Below are 19,830 nucleotides of genomic sequence, written 5' to 3'. Positions count from 1 at the left end.
ACGTGCTTGCCTTACACTGCGCGCCTATGACCAACATCCCCCACACTCAAATCACCGAACCCGCCGTGACCTGTTCAACGTGCGCGGCCTGCTGCTGCCAACTGGAAGTCATGCTGATCACCGACACCGGCGTGCCGGAACGCTATATCGATACGGACGACTGGGGCGGCGAAGTGATGCTGCGCCTGGACGACGGTTGGTGCGCGGCGCTGGATCGGGACACGATGATGTGCACGATTTACGAGCGACGACCGCTGATCTGCCGGGAGTTCGAGATGGGCGCGCCGGAGTGCTTGACCGAGCGTGAAGGGATTGCGACGGCGTATCGCTGAACCTGAAGGTGGCGCTAATCAACTGTGGGAGCTGGCTTGCCTGCGATGCAGATACCTCGGTCTGTCGGTTACACCGAAGTGATGCTATCGCAGGCAAGCCAGCTCCCACATTAGTCAGCAGGTGCCTGATGGCTTACAACGGGTAGGTGTAGTGCAACGAGTAACTCTCTACCCCGTCGTTATTGCTGCTGATGCCCGCGTTGGAATAGTGCGTGGCACGAATGCCCACTTCATGCCCACCGGTAAAGCGCAAACCAAAGCCCAGGCGGTCTTCGAACTGGAAGGCCTGGCCGATATTGTTGTCTTCAACCCGCGTGCGTGAGAACACCGCTACGCCGATCCCCGCTTCGATGTAAGGCTTTACCGACTCACCGGCAAACTCATACACAAACACCGGCGAGAACGACAGGCTGCTGACACTGGCGCGCTTGTCGCCATCCCAATAGGTGTAGGCCCCGCTCCAGTAGCCGGTCAGTCGACCTACGTCGCTCTGCCACCAGCTTTTATCCCAATCCGACGTCAGCCCCAACCGATAGGTCATGGTCGAATCGCCGGTGCTCCCCACACCCAGTTCCAGGCCGGCGGCCTGGGCCGAAACAGAGTGTCCTACCACCACGGCCGCAAACGCAGCCAAACAGAACAAGCGCTTCATAAGAAACAGTCCTTTGAGAACGAGGTTGTATGTTTTTGCACAGACTAACTCGCTATAGAAGCCGACGTAGAGTCAGAAGTTCAGCGTCTTATTGCGTTATTTCACAAAATTTTCACACGTCGAAGCTTCGCACAACTCCAGGATGTTTCCATAGTGTCGGTAGGATACTTCTCAGGTGGTCGACGTGACCGCTGGTCCAGAACTGGGCAGGTTCAGGATTGCCGGTGGCCAACAGGTCGCGCTCGCCCAATAGACGTTTGAGCTGACGCGCCACGGCGGCGCCGGTGTCGATCAGGATGATGCTCGGGGGGAGCATGTGCGCCAGGAGCGGCTTGAGGAAGGGATAGTGGGTGCAGCCGAGAATAATCGTGTCGCAACCGGCGCTGAGCAGCGGTTCGACATAGCCGTGCAACATCTGGCGCAGTTCGGGGCTATTGAGATCGCCGCTTTCAATCAACTCCACCAGGCCCGGGCAGGGCTGGGTGATCACGCGCACATCGGTGGCAAAGCGGTCGAGCAAGGCGGCGAACTTGGCGCTTTGCAGGGTGCCGGTGGTGGCGAGTACACCGACCACGCCGCTGCGGGTGGCGGCGGCGGCGGGTTTGACGGCGGGTTCCATGCCTACGAGCGGCCAGTCGGGATAGTCCTGGCGCAAGTCGGCAACAGCCGCGACGGTCGCCGTATTGCAGGCAATCACAAAGGCCTTGGCGCCTTGCTCGCGGAAAAACTCGGCGACGCGCCGGGAGCGGTCAAGAATGAACGCCGGGGTTTTCTCGCCGTAAGGGATATGCCCGCCATCGGCCACGTACAGCAGCGACTCATGGGGCAATAACTGCTGAATTTCGTCCAGCACGGTCAAGCCGCCGATACCGGAGTCGAACACACCGATGGGCGCGCTCTTAACCATGCTGCGTCCCGCAGACACTGCAGCCAGGATCACGCTTGACCCGCAATTCACGAAAACGCGTGGTCAACGCATCGATCAGCAACAAGCGGCCGACCAATGGCTCACCGAAACCGGCCAGCAGTTTCAGGGCTTCCAGCGCTTGCAGGCTGCCGACCAGGCCCACCAATGGGCCAACGACGCCGGCTTCGCTGCAGGTCAGTTCGGTGTCGCTGCCGTGCCCGTATAAACAGTGGTAGCACGGGCTGTCGACGCGGCGCGGGTCGAACACCGACAACTGGCCCTCAAGGCGGATCGCCGCGCCGCTGATCAATGGCTTGGCGGCGGCGACACAGGCGGCATTGACGGCTTCACGGGTGGCGAAGTTGTCGCTGCAGTCGAGCACCACGTCGACCGCTGCCACTGCCACCGCGAGTGAGTCCGCATCCAGGGCCGTGCGATGGGCGAGTAAGGTGACTTCGGGGTTGATCGCGGTCAGACGGCGCATGGCCGAGTCGACCTTGGTCTGCCCGACGCTGTCGGTGTCGTGGATGATCTGGCGTTGCAGGTTGGTGAGGTCGACGGTATCGAAATCGGCCAGGTGCAACTCGCCGACGCCGGCGGCGGCCAGATACAGCGCGACTGGCGCGCCCAGCCCACCGAGGCCGACGATCAACGCGCGGCCGTTTTTCAGGCGCAATTGGCCGTCGATGTCGACATGTTGCAACAGAATCTGTCGGCTATAGCGCAACAGTTCATGATCGCTCAGCACGGGCGACGTCCCAGTGTGATGCGCTCGTGGCCACCGAGGTCGATGCGGCTGTGTACGTCTTCAAAGCCTGCGCCAAGCAACAGGTCACGCACGGCCGCAGCCTGATCGTAACCGTGCTCGAGCAACAGCCAGCCAGCCGAATTCAAGTGGGCTGGCGAGTCGGCAATGATCAGCCGCAAGTCGTCCAGGCCATCATGCCCCGCCACCAGCGCACTGGCCGGTTCAAAACGCACGTCACCGGCCACCAGATGGGGATCGTTATCGGCGATGTAAGGCGGGTTGCTGATGATCAGGTCGAACGTTTGGCCTTGCAGGGCGCTGAACCAGTGGCTGTTCAACACCGTGGCGTTTTTCAAGTGCAGGCGCTGGCGATTACGTTCGGCCAGGGCCACGGCTTCCAGCACGCGGTCGACCGCCGTGACCTGCCAGGCCGGGCGTTCGCTGGCCAAGGCCAGGGCGATAGCGCCGCTGCCGGTGCCCAGGTCGAGGACCTTGGCCGGCGTGGCAGGCAACAATTCCAAAGCGGCTTCCACCAGCAGCTCGGTTTCCGGACGCGGGATCAGCGTGTGAGGCGCGACCTCCAGGTCCAGCTTCCAGAAGCCTTGCTGACCGAGGATATACGCCACTGGCTCACCGCCACGGCGGCGTTGCAGGTAGTCGGCAAAGGTCAGCGCAGCTTCGCTGCTGACGATTTTTTCCGGCCAGGTGTGCAGGTAGCTGCGCGATTTGCCCAAGGCAGCGGCCAGCAACAGTTCCACATCCAGGCGCGCAGTAGGCGAGTCAGGCAGGTCGGCGGCGCGCAGCAGGCTGGCAATGATGGTCATTTATTCACCTATCGCCGCCAATTGGTCGGCCTGATATTCGGCGAGCAACGGCTCGATTACCGCGTCGACGCCACCGGCGAGAATCTCGTCGAGGGAATAAAGCGTGAGGTTGACCCGATGGTCGGTGACCCGGCCCTGGGCAAAGTTGTAGGTGCGGATGCGCTCGGAGCGGTCGCCCGACCCCACCAGCAATTTGCGCTCGCTGGCAATCGCGTTGGCGGCGGCGCTGGTCTGCTGGTCGTTGAGTTTGGCCGACAGCCAGGACATGGCCCGCGCACGGTTCTTGTGCTGGGAACGTTCTTCCTGGCACTCCACCACGATGCCCGACGGCAAGTGCGTAATACGGATCGCCGAGTCAGTCTTGTTGACGTGCTGACCACCGGCGCCCGATGAGCGGTAGGTGTCGACACGCAAGTCCGCCGGGTTGATCTCGATGGCTTCCTGCTCGTCCGGCTCGGGCAATACGGCCACGGTGCATGCCGAGGTGTGGATACGGCCCTGGGATTCAGTCGCCGGCACCCGCTGCACGCGATGCACGCCGGATTCGAACTTGAGCTTGCCGTAGACGTTATCGCCTTCAACCCGGGCGATGACTTCTTTATAGCCGCCGTGTTCACCGATGTTCTCGGACAAAATCTCGACACGCCAGCCGCGACGCTCGGCAAAACGCGAATACATGCGGAACAGGTCGCCGGAGAAGATCGCCGCCTCGTCGCCACCGGTGCCGGCGCGGATTTCGAGGAACACGTTGCGCCCATCGTTAGGGTCTTTGGGCAGCAACATGCGTTGCAGGTCGCCTTCCAGCTCAGCCAGTTTTTCCTTGGCTTCGCGGACTTCTTCCACGGCCATTTCGCGCATGTCCGGGTCGCTGTCCTTGAGCAGCGCCTGGGCGCCTTCGAGGTCGGCTTGCACCTTGGTCAGGTGCTTGTAGGTGGCCACAATCGGCTCAACTTCGGCGTATTCCTTGGAATAGGCACGGAATTTGGTCTGATCGGAGATGACCTCGCCATCGCCGAGCAAGGCGGTCAGTTCTTCGAAACGGTCCTGGAGCACGTCCAGTTTATTGAGCAGTGACGCTTTCATTGCGGTTTTTTATCCGAAGAGCTATCTGACGCGCCCTCACCGAGGGCAAAGAGTTCCTGGGCCATGGCCAGCGCATCGAGGCGGCCTTCGGCGGTAAGCTTTTTCAACTGAACGCTGGGGGCGTGGAGCAACTTGTTGGTCAAGCCACGGGCCAGTTGCATCAGCACTTCTTCGGCGCTGCTGCCGTTGGCCAGCAAACGCTGGGCCTTGATCAACTCTTCGTCACGCAGGCGTTCGCCCTGCTGACGATACGCCTTGAGCACGTCGACCGCCGCCAATTCACGCAGGCGCACCATAAAGTCTTCGGCGCCGACGCTGACCATTTCCTCAGCGGCCTGGGCTGCGCCCTGGCGACTCTTAAGGTTTTCGGCGACCACTTCGTGCAAATCATCGACGCTATAGAGGTAAACGTCGTCCAAATCGCCGACTTCCGGCTCGATATCCCGAGGAACGGCGATATCTACCATGAAAATCGGTTTGTGCTTACGCAGCTTCAGCGCGCTCTCGACCGCGCCCTTGCCGAGGATCGGCAACTGGCTGGCGGTGGAGCTGATGACGATATCACTGCGCACCAGTTCGGCCGGAATATCCGACAGCAACACGGCGTGAGCGCCGAACTGCTCGGCCAGGATGCTCGCGCGCTCCAGGGTACGGTTGGCGACCACAATACGTTTCACGCCCAACTCATGCAGATGACGGGCGACCAAGGTGATGGTTTCACCGGCGCCGATCAGCAGCGCCTGGCTGCGCTGCAAGTCGCTGAAAATCTGTTTGGCCAGGCTGACGGCGGCAAACGCGACGGACACCGGGTTTTCACCGATGGCCGTGTCGGTACGCACCTGCTTGGCGGAATTGAACGTGGCCTGGAACAGCCGGCCCAGCAGCGGCCCTACGGTTCCGGCTTCACGCGCGACGGCGTAGGCAGATTTCATCTGGCCGAGGATCTGCGGCTCGCCCAACACCAGCGAGTCGAGCCCTGCGGCGACGCGCATCATGTGACGAACTGCCGCATCCTCTTCGTGCACATACGCACTGGCGCGCAGGTCATCGAGGTCCAAATGGTGGTAATCGGCCAGCCAGCGCAGTACCACATCCGCGCAAAGATGTTCCTGCTCTATATAAAGCTCACTGCGATTGCAGGTCGAAAGGATCGCAGCTTCGCGGCTGTCGGTGAGCCGGCAGAGCTGCTGCAAGGCCTCAACCAACTGCTCTGGCGTAAACGCCACGCGCTCGCGCACGTCTACGGATGCAGTCTTGTGGTTAATACCGAGTGCAAGGAAGGCCATTCAATATCGCTGATGATGTCGGGAAGCCGACAATTGTCCTACTTCGAAAGACCCAGAACAACCACCGTCGTCTATTGTCCTAGTAGCTTATGCCTATAAAGGCGCCAACTGAGACTCGGTTATGTTTGGCCGAAGGCTTGTGTCATGATGATCCGACCGCAGGTTAGTCGTCCTCTTCCTATATGAATAGATCTTCCGCGTTGCTCCTTGCTTTTGTCTTCCTCAGCGGCTGCCAGGCCTTGGCACCCGTGTCGCCGGACGGTACGCCGCCGGTCGAAGACAGCACCCCCGCCCCTGAAAAGCCCAAGGTTTATTCCTCGTTCAATGAAGAAACGATCTACAGCCTGCTGACCGCGGAACTCGCCGGCCAGCGCAATCGTTTCGATATTGCTCTGGATAACTACGTGACCCAGGCCATCAATACCCAGGACCCGGGCATTTCGGAACGCGCGTTTCGCATCGCCGAATACCTGGGCGCCGACCAGGCAGCGCTGGACACCTCGCTGATCTGGGCGAAAAACGCGCCGGACGACTTGGAAGCGCAGCGGGCCGCAGCCATTCAGCTGGCGCGCGCGGGGCGCTATGACGACTCCATGGTTTATATGGAGAGGGTCCTGCAGGGCAAGGGCGACACGCATTTCGACTTCCTCGCGCTGTCGGCCGCCGACACCGATCAGGACACGCGCAATGGCCTGATGAAGAGTTTCGACCGCCTGCTGCAAAAGCACCCAAAGAACAGCCAGTTGATTTTCGGCAAAGCGTTGCTGCTGCAACAGGATGACGAAGCTGACGCCGCATTGAAGCTGTTGGAGCAGAACCCACCGGACGACGGCGAGATCGCGCCGATTTTGCTGCGCGCACGCTTGCTGCAGACCCTTAATCGCGGCAAGGAAGCGATTCCGTTGCTGGAAAAAAGCATCAAGAAGTATCCGGACGATAAGCGCCTGCGCCTGACGTATGCGCGCACGCTGGTTGAGCAGGACCGCATGGAAGACGCCAAAGTGCAGTTCGCCAACCTGGTCCAGCAATACCCGGAAGACGATGAATTGCGCTATTCCCTGGCACTGGTGTGCCTGGAGGCCAAGGCCTGGGACGAGGCCAAGGGTTATCTGGAAGAGCTGATTCAGCGCGAAAGCCATGTGGATTCGGCCCACCTGAACCTCGGTCGTATCGCTGAAGAGCACAACGACCCGCAGGCCGCCCTGCTTGAATACGCCCAGGTCGGCCCCGGCAATGACTACCTGCCGGCCCAATTGCGCCAAGCTGACATCCTGATGAGCAATGGCCGCACCGACGAGGCGGAAAAACGCCTGGCGGCTGCGCGCGCTGCCGAACCGGACTACGCGATTCAGCTGTACCTGATCCAGGCTGAGACCTTGTCAGCCAACAAACAGGGCGAACGCGCCTGGAAACTGCTGCAACAAGCCTTGCTGCAGTACCCCGATGATTTGAACCTGCTGTACACCCGCGCCATGCAGGCGGAAAAACGCAATGACCTGGCGCAGATGGAAAAAGACCTGCGCCTGATCATCAAGCGCGACCCGGACAATGCCATGGCGCTGAACGCCTTGGGCTACACCCTGTCTGACCGTACAACGCGTTACGCCGAAGCCAAGGTGCTGATCGAACAAGCCCACAAGCTCAACCCGGAAGACCCGGCGGTGCTCGACAGCCTGGGCTGGGTGAATTACCGCCTGGGCAACCTGGACGAAGCCGAACGCTTGCTGCGCCAGGCACTGGAACGCTTTCCCGACCAGGAAGTGGCCGCCCACTTGGGTGAAGTGCTCTGGGCCAACGGCAAACAGCGCGAAGCGCGACAAATCTGGGAAAAATTCCTCAAGGAACAACCCGAAAGCCCCATCCTGCGCGGCACCATCAAGCGCCTGACCGGATCCGAGACCCTTTAAGCTTATGTTCTTGCGCCACGTTATTGTTTTCAGCCTCATCGCCTTGCTCGCCGGTTGCGCGGGCATAGGCAGCCGCGAATCCGTTGAAGGCCAGGGCACCCCGGCGCAATGGAAACAGCACAAGGACCAGCTCAGCAGCATCGACGGCTGGCAGATCGAAGGCAAGGTCGGGGTTCGCGCGCCGAAAGATTCCGGCAGCGGCACCTTGTTCTGGCTGCAACGCCAGGACTATTACGACATTCGCTTGTCTGGCCCATTGGGCCGAGGCGCCGCGCGCCTGACCGGCCGACCGGGCCAAGTGAGCCTGGAAGTGGCCAACCAGGGACGCTATGAAGCGGCGTCGCCGGAAGAACTGCTGGAACAGCAGATGGGCTGGAAGCTGCCGGTTTCGCACTTGGTGTGGTGGGTTCGCGGGTTGCCTGCGCCAGGCAGCAAAAGCCGCCTGAGCCTCAATGGCGACAGCCGTTTGACCACCCTTGAACAGGATGGCTGGCAGGTCGAGTACCTCAGCTACGTACAACAAAGCGGTTATTGGCTGCCCGAACGCATCAAGCTGCACGGCACCAACCTTGATGTCACGCTGGTGATCAAGGACTGGCAACCGCGCAAGCTGGGGCAATAACCGTGTCTTTTTCAGAAACTCGCACGCTGTCTCTGCCCTCCCCCGCCAAACTCAATCTGATGCTGCACATCCTGGGTCGCCGTGAAGACGGCTATCACGAGTTGCAGACACTGTTTCAATTTCTCGACTACGGCGATGAACTGACCTTCGCCGTACGCGATGATGGCGTGATCCAGTTGCACACCGAATTCGAAGGCGTGCCCCACGACAACAATCTGATTGTGCGGGCCGCAAAAAAACTTCAGGCGCAATCCGGTTGCCCGCTCGGCATCGACATCTGGATCGATAAAATCCTGCCCATGGGCGGCGGCATCGGTGGCGGCAGCTCAAATGCCGCGACCACGCTGCTCGGCCTGAACCATTTGTGGCAGCTGGGTTGGGACCACGATCGCCTGGCCACACTGGGCCTGACACTGGGCGCCGACGTCCCGGTTTTCGTGCGTGGGCATGCAGCTTTTGCCGAGGGCGTGGGCGAGAAACTCACCCCGGAATACCCCGAAGAGCCGTGGTATGTCGTGCTTGTTCCGCAAGTATCTGTAAGTACAGCAGAAATTTTTTCAGATCCACTGTTGACACGTAACTCTCCTCCCATTAAAGTGCGCCCCGTTCCCAAGGGAAACAGTCGAAATGACTGCTTACCGGTTGTAGCAAGGCGTTATCCAGAGGTACGTAACGCTTTGAATTTGTTAGGTAAATTTACCGAAGCAAAATTAACCGGAACTGGAAGTTGTGTGTTTGGGGGCTTCCCAAGCAAAGCTGAAGCTGATAAAGTCTCGGCCCTTCTTACAGAGACCCTTACAGGGTTTGTAGCAAAGGGAAGCAACGTTTCGATGTTGCATCGCAAGCTGCAAAGTCTGCTCTAAAAGGAACCGAGTACTGGGTACTCGTTGCAACAAATACAGGGGCGTCGCCAAGCGGTAAGGCAGCAGGTTTTGATCCTGCCATGCGTTGGTTCGAATCCAGCCGCCCCTGCCATTTTCTAATACTCATCCAGGTTACCCTCAGCCTCTAGGTACTGCGCGTGTCCAAGATGATGGTCTTTACGGGGAACGCCAACCCCGATCTGGCTCGACGTGTCGTACGTCAGCTGCATATCCCTCTCGGTGACATCTCTGTCGGTAAATTTTCCGACGGCGAAATTACAGCCGAGATCAATGAAAATGTCCGCGGTAAAGACGTTTTCATTATTCAGCCGACTTGCGCTCCGACCAACGATAACCTGATGGAACTCGTCGTGATGGCTGATGCCTTCCGCCGCTCCTCAGCGACTCGAATCACAGCTGTAATCCCCTACTTTGGTTATGCCCGTCAGGATCGCCGTCCGCGTTCTGCACGTGTAGCTATCAGCGCGAAAGTCGTGGCTGACATGCTCACCGTGGTAGGCATTGACCGTGTTCTCACGGTTGACCTGCACGCTGACCAAATCCAAGGGTTCTTCGATATTCCGGTAGATAACATCTACGGCTCCCCAGTATTGGTGGATGACATTGAAGACCAGCGCTTTGAAAACCTGATGATCGTGTCCCCGGACATTGGTGGCGTCGTGCGTGCACGGGCTGTTGCCAAATCCCTGGGCGTGGACCTCGGGATCATCGACAAACGCCGTGAAAAAGCTAATCACTCTGAAGTGATGCATATCATCGGTGATGTCGAAGGGCGTACCTGTATTCTGGTTGATGACATGGTCGACACCGCCGGCACCCTGTGCCACGCGGCTAAAGCCTTGAAAGAGCACGGTGCAGCAAAAGTCTTCGCCTACTGCACACACCCTGTGCTGTCGGGCCGAGCGATCGAGAACATCGAGAACTCCATGCTGGACGAACTGGTGGTGACTAACACCATCCCGTTGTCCGCAGCAGCTCAAGCCTGTTCGCGTATCCGTCAACTGGATATCGCACCGGTAGTTGCCGAAGCGGTTCGCCGCATCAGCAACGAAGAATCGATCAGCGCGATGTTCCGTTAAGGGTCAAACCTTACGAAACATCCCACTGACGAAAAGCGCCCCGCCCCAACCTACTGTTGGGGCGGGGCTTTTTTGCCCATATCGCCTTTAGCGCTGGTCGCAAACGCTGGGGCGAATGTGGTTATTTTGGAGATACAACATGAACGAATTTACTTTGAATGCTGAACTGCGTTCCGACCTGGGGAAAGGTGCGAGCCGCCGCCTGCGTCGTCTCGCAAGCCTGGTTCCAGCTGTAGTTTACGGTGGCGAAAAAGCCCCTGAATCCATCAGCATGCTGGCTAAAGAAGTTGCCAAACTGCTCGAAAACGACGCGGCTTACAGCCACATCATCGAGCTGAACGTTGGTGGCTCCAAGCAGAACGTCATCATCAAGGCACTGCAACGTCACCCAGCTAAAGGCCACGTGCTGCACGCTGACTTCGTTCGCGTAGTAGCCGGTCAGAAACTGACCGCTATCGTGCCTGTGCACTTCGTTGGCGAAGCTGCTCCGGTCAAGAAAGGCGGCGAAATCTCGCACGTTGTTGCCGAGATCGAAGTGACCTGCCTGCCGAAAGACCTGCCTGAGTTCATCGAAGTCGACCTGTCGGCTGCTGAAATCGGCGACATCATCCACCTGTCCGACCTCAAAGCCCCTAAAGGCGTTGAGTTTGTCGCACTGGCTCACGGTGATGACAAAGCTGTTGCAAACGTTCACGCTCCACGCGTTGCACCAGAAGCTGAAGAAGGCGCTGCAGAGTAATTCACTCTGTACTGCCGGAGCTTGAGGAAACATCGCGGACCGAAACGTAGCGAGAAAGCGGGCGATAACGCGGCGTTTACTCTTGAGTAAATGATCTTTTGTTGTCCACTTTCGCCGCACGTTGGTCGCGGCGATGTTATCCACAACTCCAAAGGAAGGGCCCCTGTCGTGACTGCCATTAAACTGATCGTTGGCCTGGGAAATCCAGGCGCCGAATACGAACAGACCCGGCATAACGCGGGGGCCCTTTTTGTTGAGCGTATCGCCCACGCCCAAGGTGTAAACCTGGTGGCCGATCGCAAGTATTTTGGCCTGACCGGGCGCTTTTCGCATCAGGGTCAGGATGTTCGTCTGCTGATTCCCACCACCTACATGAACCGCAGCGGCCAGGCTGTCGCGGCGCTTGCGGGCTTCTTCCGGATCAAACCCGAAGAAATCCTGGTGGCCCATGACGAACTGGACCTGCCACCCGGCGTTGCCAAGCTCAAGCTCGGCGGCGGGCATGGCGGGCACAATGGCCTGCGCGACATCATCGCGCAGTTGGGTAATCAGAATAATTTTTACCGCCTGCGGCTCGGCATTGGCCACCCAGGCGTTGCCAGTATGGTTTCAAATTTCGTCCTGGGTCGTGCGCCACGCGCCGAACAGGAAAAACTCGATGCCAGCATCGACTTTGCCCTCGGCGTGCTGCCGGATATCTTCGCCGGTGAATGGAACCGTGCGATGAAAAACCTGCACAGCCAGAAGGCCTGACTCTTACCGAGGGGAAACACCATGGGATTCAATTGCGGCATCGTCGGCCTGCCCAACGTCGGCAAATCCACCCTGTTCAACGCCTTGACCAAGTCCGGTATTGCGGCGGAGAACTTCCCCTTCTGCACCATCGAACCCAACAGCGGCATCGTGGCCATGCCGGACCCGCGCCTGCAGGAACTGGCGGCCATCGTCAATCCCAAGCGCATCCTGCCGACCACCATGGAATTCGTCGACATCGCAGGCCTGGTAGCCGGCGCGTCGAAAGGTGAAGGCCTGGGCAACAAGTTCCTGGCCAACATCCGTGAAACCGATGCCATCGCTCACGTGGTCCGCTGCTTTGAAGACGAGAACGTGATTCACGTCTCCAACAGCGTCGACCCGAAACGCGACATCGAGATCATCGACCTGGAACTGATCTTCGCCGACCTCGACAGCTGCGAAAAGCAGTTGCAGAAAGTCGCGCGTAACGCCAAAGGCGGTGACAAAGATGCAGTGGTTCAGAAAGGCCTGCTGGAGCAGTTGATCGCTCACTTCACCTTAGGCAAGCCCGCGCGCAGCCTGATGAAGAGCATGAACGCTGACGAAAAAGCGGTGATCAAGGGCTTCCACCTGCTGACCACCAAGCCGGTGATGTACATCGCCAACGTCGCTGAAGACGGCTTCGAGAACAACCCATTGCTCGACGTGGTCAGGGCCATCGCCGAGGAAGAAGGCGCGATCGTGGTGCCGGTGTGCAACAAGATCGAAGCGGAAATTGCCGAGCTCGATGACGGCGAAGAGAAAGACATGTTCCTCGAGGCCCTGGGCCTGGAAGAGCCTGGCTTGAACCGCGTGATCCGCGCCGGCTACGAAATGCTGCACCTGCAGACCTACTTCACCGCCGGTGTCGAAGAAGTCCGCGCCTGGACCGTCAAAGTCGGCGCCACCGCGCCACAGGCTGCCGGCGTGATCCACACCGACTTCGAAAAAGGCTTTATCCGCGCCGAAGTCATCGCCTACAACGACTTCATCCAGTACAAGGGTGAAGCCGGTACCAAGGAAGCCGGTAAGTGGCGCTTGGAAGGCAAGGAATACATCGTTAAAGATGGCGACGTGATGCACTTCCGTTTTAACGTGTAAGTAACGCCCGCGGTTTCACCGCAAACAAAAAGCCGATGCATTGCATCGGCTTTTTTGTGGGCGACTGCTTAAGAAAAAACAGTACTTTTTATATCCAAACATCTCATTCTTTAAGACTTTTCTTATTAACCCTACAAGCATATCCGCATTAAAACCTGGGAAAGATAAACCCTAAAACCATCTAACTTTTCCTACACCATCCGCGCAAGTTCCTACTTAAAAATGAGCATATAAAATCTATAATCTCGTTCTGCTGACCGCTTCCTGACAAATACACAGTGATAATGGAGCACCTACTTGATGTCGGACTCCTACCCCAGGGAAATTGAAACGGACCTTTCAATCATTGAAGGTTCAGACATTGAAAGCACGCTTAACAGCACCGCATCACTCAATATTGACATCCTGCTACTCGGCGAGACCGGTACAGGCAAAGATACGCTGGCCCAACGGGTTCATCGCTTGTCGAGGCGAAAAGGTAACTTCGTTGCGGTGAACTGTGCGGCCATCCCCGAAAGCCTCGCTGAAAGCCAATTGTTCGGCGTCAACAGCGGCGCCTTTACCGGGGCCATGCAGTCGCGGGCCGGGTTTGTCGAGGCCGCTCATCTGGGCACCCTGTACCTCGATGAGATCGACAGCATGCCCTTGAACCTGCAAGCCAAATTGCTGCGAGTGCTAGAGTCGCGTGGCGTCGAGCGCCTGGGCTCAACGCGCTTCATCCCGGTAGACATGCGCGTTATTGCATCAGCCCAGCAGTCGCTGCACCAAATGGTCGAACAGGGCACCTTCAGGCGCGACCTGTACTTTCGTCTGAATGTGGTCAGCCTCGAGCTTCCAGCTCTGCGCGACCAGCGAGAAAGGATCATTCCGCTGTTCCTGACGATGGTCCAGCAAGAAGCCGACCACTTCAAATGCCCTGCCCCGACCCCGCCTGGTGGGTTATTGCAACAATTGCTGTGCCACTCCTGGCTGGGCAATATCCGCGAATTGCGTTCGACGGCCAAGCGGTTTGTGCTAGGTCTGCCAGCGCTCTCAACTCCCAAGGGCAAACCACAGGACAGCGAAATGAGCCTGAAGGCTCGCCTGCAGCAAATTGAAAAAGCCCTGATTGAAGAGTCGCTGCGACGTAACGACCACTGTGTCGATAACGTGGCAATTGAGCTGAAGGTCGCCAAGCGCACTCTTTACTACCGCATGAAACAACTCGCAATATAACAACTAACGAGCATTCTGGAGAGGTGAGAAAAAAAACACAACGAATATGGAACGCTTTCACTTCCTTTGGCCACACAACAAATGAGCAACCTACAAGTTGCTCATTACACCACAGGCAGCTAACAATAGCTGACAGTCATTATTTCTCACTCAAATAGGTGGCCTATGTCTCAAGTCTCCGGCAGCAACGCCTCATCAACCCAAGCTCAAATTAACCAACTCGATAACCAAAAAAGACTAGAACTCGTAGAAGAGACCAGGCGCGGTATCGAAAATGAGAAGTGTACTGCGGCGGCCGCTCGTTGTGGCAAGATCCGGTTCGGTTAAAAAATGCCAGCCTCCTCTGCTTGACAGGCCGAGGAGGTTTTCACTGTCATTGCAGGCGTAACAATCGATAGAGGTTCCAATGTACATCACCAACAAAGGTTTCGCTGTAAACGAAAACATTACCCCTCAGGCTGAAATGCCTGCCGCGATCAACCGAACGTCTGACATCAATTTTTTTAACGCTCAAGTGAGCCAGACCGAACACTCCGGCAAAGGAATCGTTCCCGCCATGGCATCACCCTCTTTTTCATGGGGTTCTACCGAGTCGGCTACGTTATCCAGACGCGTATCCAAAGCATTTCGGGACGCGAGTCAGAACAAGAAGACCACGGAGGCAAATGAGTTCCCCCAATTGCTCGCCGAAGCGCACATTGAATTGACGTCACGTGTCAAGGTCATTAGCGCTCTCGCAAAAGGCATCGATAAAATTTCAAGCATGGGCTAGATGCATGCTCCGTCATCTGTCCACCCTAGTGCTCTTATCATCGGTGTTGATGCTGTCTGGCTGTGGTGACAGCGTAGAACTTCATCGCAATATTTCTGAGCAGGAAGCCAATGAAGTCGTCGCGGAACTGGCAGACAAGCAAATACGTGCCCAGAAGATTCCAGGAAAAGATGGCGTCGCAGTTCGCGTCAAGTCCAGTGACATCAGTCGGGCTGTCCGTACCCTGGACGCCGCGGGGCTGCCCAGAACAGCCCGCTCGACACTGGGGGATATCTTTCGCAAAGAAGGTGTCATCTCCACGCCACTGGAAGAGCGCGCACGCTATATTTACGCCCTGTCCCAGGAACTGGAATCGACGCTGTCAAACATAGATGGTGTTATCGTCGCGCGGGTTCACGTGGTACTGCCTGAGCGCGTAGCGCCAGGTGAGCCGGTACAGCCGGCCTCCGCCTCGGTATTCATCAAGCACGACCCGCGACTGGAACCAGACAATATTAACCCGCGCGTGCGCAGGATGGTGGCCAGCAGCATTCCGGGCATGGCCTCAGCCCTGGACAACACCACAAAACTGACCGTCATCTTTGTACCCGCCGCGGCCTACACCGAGCAGCGACAACTTTCCTATCTCGGCCCTTTTCTGGTGCCAGAGCAGGACCTTGGCTTCTGGCGCGCCAGCTTCATAGCGCCCCTGGCTATCCTCCCGCTGGGAGGCATTGCCTGGATGTTCTGGCGACGCAGGAAAACGCTTACACCCGCACCCGCCCCGGCGATAGCAAACGCTCATGAGTGAAGATCTCAGCTGGATAAGATGGTGGGCGTTTCCATGGAAAAACGCCCATATCGACTGGCTAACGCAAACGGGCTTTGTCGATACCACAGCGCTCTCATACAGCCATCATAGCCGGGTGAGTAGCCTGTTCGGCATCGAACCCGAGCTTCCTCCTCTCACGTCGCCGGCCTTACTCCAACTGGTACTGAGCAGCGCCCAACAACGAGACCTGGTATTGACACTGGTCAGTGAGGTGTACAACGCGCGCCACGACAGCCGGTTGAATCAAGATCAGCGGCTATGGTGCCAGCGCCTGGCCAAGGCACTGCCACCTAGCTCAATACCGGTGGGCATCGAAGACCCCTTGCACGCTCTGCGCGCGTGGGTTTCCCCCGAAATCTGGCGCCGACTACGCTTGAGCTTTGCTCGACCAACGGTGCTTGAGGTGGAGCAGCATCCTGAATTGGCGGACACGCATGGTCGGTTGGATACCCTGTGGAAAGCCACTATTTGGCGCGCAACCTCTACCGCAGTCGGCGACGCGCCACACGCCCCAAACGAGAAGTCCGACCATGTTTTGCGCCCACAAGATTGAGCTGAACCCCCTCGCCCATAATCTGCCGACGGCCCTGATTCCCAGGGAAATGCTTTCTGACTACACCCAGGCCCGGCAATTGCTTGAACACGCCGAAACCCAGGCGCAGGTACTCATAAGCCAGGCCCAGGCGCAATGCGAGACGATACTTGAAAGTGCCAGTGACGAGTTCTGGCAACTCGCCAATGCCCAACTGCAGCGCTGGGAGTCAGAACGCCAGGCGATGGCCGAGAACCTGGAACAGGCCGCCACCTGCGTCATCAACACGGCCATCCGAAGCCTCTTGCAGGACACCGTACCCGCTCAACGCCTCTCTGCACTGCTCAATAAACTGTTGGAGGCGCAATTGCCGACCGTCGAGGCACACTTAATGTGCAGCCCGCAGGACCGTGAACATGTCGAGCTATGGCTCAGCCTCCACTGTGGCGTGCCATGGACACTTCGAGTGGAAGAAGGGCGTGCTGCACAGTCGCTGTTGCTTGAGACCGAAGATGGCGGCTTTCACATCAACTGGGCGCATGCCCTCGACAACCTGGTGGCGATCCCACCCCAGGCCAAATCAAGTGACAACTTTTCTTGGTAAAAGCTTTTCTTTTTTTACAAAACAGGCAGTTGATGGAACTGGTCATCAATCTGGCGCCACACAGGGATACAACTCACTGGAGGTAAAGCGATGAATGGTGACACTCGCGTACTCAATAGCTTCTACAGGCAGCAAGCCCGCTCCGAAAAAGATATCGCAAGCATTGGTAGCGATAGTTCATACAGCGGAGAGATCGAGGACACCAATAGGTTCTTGGAGCTTCTGAATGAAGAAAAGGCCAAGCTTATTAACAATTATGCCGTGAGCTCGACCTACCTCAGCTTTAAGCACGAAACAATTAAGTCGAGTATCAATGTCGTCTAGTGGCAGGCCAGCAAAAGCTGACCGAGCGTTTGAATAGCCGCGAGCAGAATACTCTGCGGTTTGAACAGGCGATGAGGTCAGCATTGCCTTGGCTCCAGACATAGGCCATCTCTGGTTGGTGCAATGCCGGCACGGGATTGCAGGTCAGGAACACCCGCTGAAATCCCCTGAGGCACCTCTCAACCAACGTAACACCTGGCGCAGCGTAACTGCACGCCTGATAAAGGCTGGGCGCAAACTCCGGCCCACTTCCCTACGTAAGCTACCGCACTGAAACAGAGAACCAGTCATGTATAGCAAGATCAACAAGCACACCAGCTTGCGTTTAAACTCGCCCGCTGCTCTGGCAAAACGCGCTCACTGGCGTTGTGTGCTCGCGCTGCCCTTGTTGTTGGCGCCGCTGCACAGCACCCTCGCCGCTATCCCCTCCGAATGGAAAAACACGGCCTATGCCTATGAAGCCGAGCATAAGCCCCTACGCGATGTACTGGAGGACTTCGCTCAGACGTTTGGCACCCAACTGCAAGTGGACGGCCTCCTGGACGGGATCGTCAATGGCAAGATACGCGCCAATACTCCCCAGTCAATGCTCGACAGGCTGGCGGTAGAACACCGTTTCCAGTGGTACTTGTACAACAACACCCTCTATATCAGCACCCTCGACCTGCAAGAGTCCGCGCGCCTGGAAGTTTCTGCCGAGACCGTCGCCGACCTTAAGCGAGCGCTGCTCGATATCGGCTTGCTCGATAGCCGTTTCGGCTGGGGTGAACTGCCTGATGATGGAGTTGTGCTGGTCTCTGGCCCCAAGCGCTACATCGAACAGATCAAGCAATTCAGCAGCCAGCGTAAAACACCCGACGAAAAGCAGAGCGTGCTCAGCTACCCGCTGAAATTCGCCAACGCAGGGGATCGCCAGATCGATTATCGCGGCGACAAAATCACCATCCCAGGCGTTACCAGCATGCTGCGTGGGTTATTGGAGCCTCGGTCCGCCTCCTCCCTTTCGACCACGCCACCAAGCCGCTCACAGCCCTCTCCCATCACACCCAACTTTCCCCGGTTGAACAACCCACTATTGGGGCAAATGCTTGGACAGACAGCGAACCAGGGGCAGTTGGAAACCGGCGCGACACTCACCCCGCGAGCGCCGGTGTCTGCCGGCAGAATCCGCGTCGAAGCCGATGTGCGCAACAACGCCGTATTGATCTATGACATTCCGGAACGGCAGGCGATGTACCGCGAGCTGATTGCCCAGCTCGACGTGGCGCGAAAAATGGTGGAGATCGACGCAATCATCCTCGATATAGAGCGCACCCAATTGCGCGAATTCGGGGTCAACTGGGGCAACAGTCACTTCAGTAGCGACACGAGAATATCGCCTGGGAGTTCATCGCAGCTGTCGATCACAAACCGTGATCTTTTCTTTGCCAAGATACGCGCACTGGAGCAACGTGGCCTGGCAACCATGGTGTCCAACCCGTCGGTCCTCACCCTGGAAAACCAGCCGTCAGTGATTGATTTCAACCGCACCCAATACCTGACGGCAGGCACAGAGGTTGCGAGCATCCTGCCCATCACTGTCGGTACCAGCCTACAGGTGGTACCGAGGGTGATTACCACCCGAGGCACCCATCAGGTTCACCTTTTGGTCGATATCGAAGACGGAAACTTCGACGAGTCAAACCCGGATCGCAAAGGCCCGGATGTACGCCGGGGCAATGTCAGTACCCAGGCGGTCATGGCGGAACAGCGCTCGCTGGTGATCGGTGGGTTCCATGTCACCGAAAGCACCGACAAGCGCAACAAGATTCCCCTGTTGGGGGATATACCGCTGTTGGGCAAGGCGTTGTTCTCCTCCACCGAACGCAAGAACAACCGGCGCGAACGCCTGTTTATCCTGACGCCACGCGTGATCGGTGACCAAGCTGACCCTTCACGTTATTTGCCGCAGGACGACCAGGCAGAGCTGCAAGCCGCACTCAAGCCACTGGCCAGGCGTTATGCCGCACACGAGCCGGTCATCAAACGCAGTGACATCACCAGCACCCTGGCGCATCTCGTCAGCGGGGAGGTTCCCCTGGCATTCAAGGCGGCCCCCATGCCGCTGGGCCTGGGCACCTTGTGCAACACCCGCGATCTACTGGCAATGAACACCGAACGCAGCCAGTGGTATGCCGGCCCGCAGTTCAATGTGGCGGTGATAGTGCTGCGTAACCAGTTCAAGCGCACGGTGCGGATCGACGAAAAGGAGTGCAGCAATTCGCAAACCTTGGCCGTCACCGTGTGGCCGCGTGCGTGGCTTAAACCGGGTGAAGAAGCCGAGGTATTTATCGCCATGCGTCCGGTGGTGAAGGATGAACACATCGGCGTGCCCCGTCCCTCCTTGATCACTCCCGCTCAAAAGGCCAAGCCATGAAACGCCGTTTGTTGTGCCTCACCCTGATCAGCACCGTGCTGCTCATCGCCGGCTGCAGCCCCACCTGCAGAGGCGACTCCTGCTCACGCCCGCAAGCGACCAAGGATAAAATGGTGATCTGGTGGCCACCGCAGATGCGCGTCGAGCCAGGGCCCTCCGGTGAACGGGCGGACTACCAAACGATCTCGCTGGAACGCTGAACCTTCGGTTACTTCTCA

The 19,830-nt window shown here is 58.0% G+C and carries 22 protein-coding genes and 1 tRNA gene; 17 read left to right on the top strand and 6 right to left on the bottom strand.

Features of this window, described 5'->3' with window-relative positions; translation table 11 throughout:
* The first annotated feature begins 26 nt into the window (after nt 1-26).
* On the top strand, nt 27-332 hold the full coding sequence (locus KZH41_RS05135; RefSeq protein WP_016977069.1) for a YkgJ family cysteine cluster protein: 306 nt from the start codon (nt 27-29) through the stop codon (nt 330-332).
* Between the two features lie 133 nt (nt 333-465).
* Here KZH41_RS05135 and KZH41_RS05130 read toward each other — a convergent pair whose 3' ends face one another.
* From KZH41_RS05130 to hemA, 6 genes are all read right to left on the bottom strand, one after another.
* On the bottom strand, nt 466-984 hold the full coding sequence (locus KZH41_RS05130) for an acyloxyacyl hydrolase (protein WP_094948902.1): 519 nt from the start codon (nt 982-984) through the stop codon (nt 466-468).
* A gap of 112 nt (nt 985-1,096) precedes the next feature.
* Nucleotides 1,097-1,891 carry a glutamate racemase gene (gene murI, locus KZH41_RS05125; RefSeq protein WP_094948901.1) on the bottom strand — a complete coding sequence of 265 codons (795 nt, stop codon included), beginning with the start codon at nt 1,889-1,891 and terminating at the stop codon, nt 1,097-1,099.
* Complete coding sequence (locus tag KZH41_RS05120) at nt 1,884-2,639, bottom strand: molybdopterin-synthase adenylyltransferase MoeB (RefSeq protein WP_242154271.1); 756 nt, start codon at nt 2,637-2,639, stop codon at nt 1,884-1,886. The genes murI and KZH41_RS05120 overlap by 8 nt, the downstream gene beginning before the upstream one ends.
* On the bottom strand, nt 2,633-3,463 hold the full coding sequence (prmC, locus tag KZH41_RS05115) for a peptide chain release factor N(5)-glutamine methyltransferase (protein WP_094948899.1): 831 nt from the start codon (nt 3,461-3,463) through the stop codon (nt 2,633-2,635). The genes KZH41_RS05120 and prmC overlap by 7 nt, the downstream gene beginning before the upstream one ends.
* The gene (gene prfA, locus KZH41_RS05110) at nt 3,464-4,546 is read right to left on the bottom strand and encodes a peptide chain release factor 1 (RefSeq protein ID WP_094948898.1); all 1,083 of its coding nucleotides are present in this window, start codon (nt 4,544-4,546) and stop codon (nt 3,464-3,466) included.
* Nucleotides 4,543-5,832 carry a glutamyl-tRNA reductase gene (gene hemA, locus KZH41_RS05105; protein WP_094948897.1) on the bottom strand — a complete coding sequence of 430 codons (1,290 nt, stop codon included), beginning with the start codon at nt 5,830-5,832 and terminating at the stop codon, nt 4,543-4,545. The genes prfA and hemA overlap by 4 nt, the downstream gene beginning before the upstream one ends.
* A 182-nt stretch (nt 5,833-6,014) precedes the next feature.
* On the opposite strand from hemA, the gene KZH41_RS05100 reads away from it, so the two are divergent.
* The 16 genes from KZH41_RS05100 to hrpT all read left to right on the top strand — a co-directional run bounded on the left by KZH41_RS05100 (nt 6,015) and on the right by hrpT (nt 19,812).
* Nucleotides 6,015-7,739 carry a tetratricopeptide repeat protein gene (locus KZH41_RS05100; protein ID WP_094948896.1) on the top strand — a complete coding sequence of 575 codons (1,725 nt, stop codon included), beginning with the start codon at nt 6,015-6,017 and terminating at the stop codon, nt 7,737-7,739.
* Between the two features lie 4 nt (nt 7,740-7,743).
* A complete protein-coding gene (gene lolB / locus KZH41_RS05095) occupies nt 7,744-8,361 on the top strand; it encodes a lipoprotein insertase outer membrane protein LolB (protein WP_263274479.1) in 618 nt (205 codons plus the stop codon).
* A 59-nt stretch (nt 8,362-8,420) separates the two neighbouring features.
* Entirely contained in the window at nt 8,421-9,224 is an 804-nt protein-coding gene (gene ispE, locus KZH41_RS05090; protein WP_263275081.1) for a 4-(cytidine 5'-diphospho)-2-C-methyl-D-erythritol kinase, read from the top strand.
* Nucleotides 9,225-9,261: 37 nt separating this feature from the next.
* Nucleotides 9,262-9,336 (top strand) — tRNA-Gln (locus KZH41_RS05085).
* Between the two features lie 46 nt (nt 9,337-9,382).
* Nucleotides 9,383-10,324 (top strand): ribose-phosphate pyrophosphokinase, encoded by a 942-nt coding sequence (locus KZH41_RS05080; RefSeq protein WP_003208392.1) that lies wholly within the window; start codon nt 9,383-9,385, stop codon nt 10,322-10,324.
* 139 nt (nt 10,325-10,463) lie between these two features.
* A complete protein-coding gene (locus KZH41_RS05075) occupies nt 10,464-11,063 on the top strand; it encodes a 50S ribosomal protein L25/general stress protein Ctc (RefSeq protein WP_094948894.1) in 600 nt (199 codons plus the stop codon).
* Nucleotides 11,064-11,231: 168 nt separating this feature from the next.
* A complete protein-coding gene (pth, locus tag KZH41_RS05070; RefSeq protein WP_010213318.1) occupies nt 11,232-11,816 on the top strand; it encodes an aminoacyl-tRNA hydrolase in 585 nt (194 codons plus the stop codon).
* Between the two features lie 21 nt (nt 11,817-11,837).
* Nucleotides 11,838-12,938 (top strand): redox-regulated ATPase YchF, encoded by a 1,101-nt coding sequence (ychF, locus tag KZH41_RS05065; protein ID WP_094948893.1) that lies wholly within the window; start codon nt 11,838-11,840, stop codon nt 12,936-12,938.
* A 300-nt stretch (nt 12,939-13,238) separates the two neighbouring features.
* Nucleotides 13,239-14,153, top strand: coding sequence for a sigma 54-interacting transcriptional regulator (locus KZH41_RS05060; RefSeq protein WP_094948892.1), 915 nt, complete (start codon nt 13,239-13,241; stop codon nt 14,151-14,153).
* 406 nt (nt 14,154-14,559) lie between these two features.
* A complete protein-coding gene (locus tag KZH41_RS05055; protein ID WP_094948891.1) occupies nt 14,560-14,925 on the top strand; it encodes a hypothetical protein in 366 nt (121 codons plus the stop codon).
* A 4-nt stretch (nt 14,926-14,929) separates the two neighbouring features.
* A complete protein-coding gene (gene sctJ / locus KZH41_RS05050; protein WP_094948890.1) occupies nt 14,930-15,715 on the top strand; it encodes a type III secretion system inner membrane ring lipoprotein SctJ in 786 nt (261 codons plus the stop codon).
* Nucleotides 15,708-16,289 carry a type III secretion protein gene (locus tag KZH41_RS05045; protein ID WP_263274478.1) on the top strand — a complete coding sequence of 194 codons (582 nt, stop codon included), beginning with the start codon at nt 15,708-15,710 and terminating at the stop codon, nt 16,287-16,289. Before sctJ ends, KZH41_RS05045 begins: the two co-directional genes overlap by 8 nt.
* A complete protein-coding gene (sctL, locus tag KZH41_RS05040) occupies nt 16,267-16,872 on the top strand; it encodes a type III secretion system stator protein SctL (RefSeq protein WP_242154265.1) in 606 nt (201 codons plus the stop codon). The genes KZH41_RS05045 and sctL overlap by 23 nt, the downstream gene beginning before the upstream one ends.
* A gap of 90 nt (nt 16,873-16,962) precedes the next feature.
* Nucleotides 16,963-17,196 (top strand): hypothetical protein, encoded by a 234-nt coding sequence (locus KZH41_RS05035; protein ID WP_094948887.1) that lies wholly within the window; start codon nt 16,963-16,965, stop codon nt 17,194-17,196.
* A gap of 289 nt (nt 17,197-17,485) precedes the next feature.
* Nucleotides 17,486-19,612, top strand: coding sequence for a type III secretion system outer membrane ring subunit SctC (gene sctC / locus KZH41_RS05030; RefSeq protein ID WP_094948886.1), 2,127 nt, complete (start codon nt 17,486-17,488; stop codon nt 19,610-19,612).
* Complete coding sequence (hrpT, locus tag KZH41_RS05025; protein WP_094948885.1) at nt 19,609-19,812, top strand: HrpT family type III secretion system protein; 204 nt, start codon at nt 19,609-19,611, stop codon at nt 19,810-19,812. Before sctC ends, hrpT begins: the two co-directional genes overlap by 4 nt.
* Nucleotides 19,813-19,830 lie beyond the last annotated feature (18 nt).

The sequence above is a fragment of the Pseudomonas sp. YeP6b genome (assembly GCF_025642995.1).
GTDB lineage: Bacteria > Pseudomonadota > Gammaproteobacteria > Pseudomonadales > Pseudomonadaceae > Aquipseudomonas.
Note: the sequence above shows the minus strand (reverse complement) of the source record. Positions and strands in the feature narration are given on the sequence as shown.

Bases quoted from the DNA above. Each gene is read 5' to 3' on its own strand.
- KZH41_RS05075 (WP_094948894.1), top strand. From the start codon at position 10,464: ATGAACGAATTTACTTTGAATGCTGAACTGCGTTCCGACCTGGGGAAA.
- hemA (WP_094948897.1), bottom strand. From the start codon at position 5,832: ATGGCCTTCCTTGCACTCGGTATTAACCACAAGACTGCATCCGTAGAC.
- KZH41_RS05130 (WP_094948902.1), bottom strand. From the start codon at position 984: ATGAAGCGCTTGTTCTGTTTGGCTGCGTTTGCGGCCGTGGTGGTAGGA.
- prmC (WP_094948899.1), bottom strand. From the start codon at position 3,463: ATGACCATCATTGCCAGCCTGCTGCGCGCCGCCGACCTGCCTGACTCG.
- KZH41_RS05055 (WP_094948891.1), top strand. From the start codon at position 14,560: ATGTACATCACCAACAAAGGTTTCGCTGTAAACGAAAACATTACCCCT.
- prfA (WP_094948898.1), bottom strand. From the start codon at position 4,546: ATGAAAGCGTCACTGCTCAATAAACTGGACGTGCTCCAGGACCGTTTC.
- KZH41_RS05135 (WP_016977069.1), top strand. From the start codon at position 27: ATGACCAACATCCCCCACACTCAAATCACCGAACCCGCCGTGACCTGT.
- KZH41_RS05060 (WP_094948892.1), top strand. From the start codon at position 13,239: ATGTCGGACTCCTACCCCAGGGAAATTGAAACGGACCTTTCAATCATT.
- KZH41_RS05100 (WP_094948896.1), top strand. From the start codon at position 6,015: ATGAATAGATCTTCCGCGTTGCTCCTTGCTTTTGTCTTCCTCAGCGGC.
- lolB (WP_263274479.1), top strand. From the start codon at position 7,744: ATGTTCTTGCGCCACGTTATTGTTTTCAGCCTCATCGCCTTGCTCGCC.
- KZH41_RS05045 (WP_263274478.1), top strand. From the start codon at position 15,708: ATGAGTGAAGATCTCAGCTGGATAAGATGGTGGGCGTTTCCATGGAAA.
- sctJ (WP_094948890.1), top strand. From the start codon at position 14,930: ATGCTCCGTCATCTGTCCACCCTAGTGCTCTTATCATCGGTGTTGATG.
- ychF (WP_094948893.1), top strand. From the start codon at position 11,838: ATGGGATTCAATTGCGGCATCGTCGGCCTGCCCAACGTCGGCAAATCC.
- murI (WP_094948901.1), bottom strand. From the start codon at position 1,891: ATGGTTAAGAGCGCGCCCATCGGTGTGTTCGACTCCGGTATCGGCGGC.
- ispE (WP_263275081.1), top strand. From the start codon at position 8,421: ATGCTGCACATCCTGGGTCGCCGTGAAGACGGCTATCACGAGTTGCAG.
- sctL (WP_242154265.1), top strand. From the start codon at position 16,267: ATGTTTTGCGCCCACAAGATTGAGCTGAACCCCCTCGCCCATAATCTG.
- hrpT (WP_094948885.1), top strand. From the start codon at position 19,609: ATGAAACGCCGTTTGTTGTGCCTCACCCTGATCAGCACCGTGCTGCTC.
- sctC (WP_094948886.1), top strand. From the start codon at position 17,486: ATGTATAGCAAGATCAACAAGCACACCAGCTTGCGTTTAAACTCGCCC.
- KZH41_RS05035 (WP_094948887.1), top strand. From the start codon at position 16,963: ATGAATGGTGACACTCGCGTACTCAATAGCTTCTACAGGCAGCAAGCC.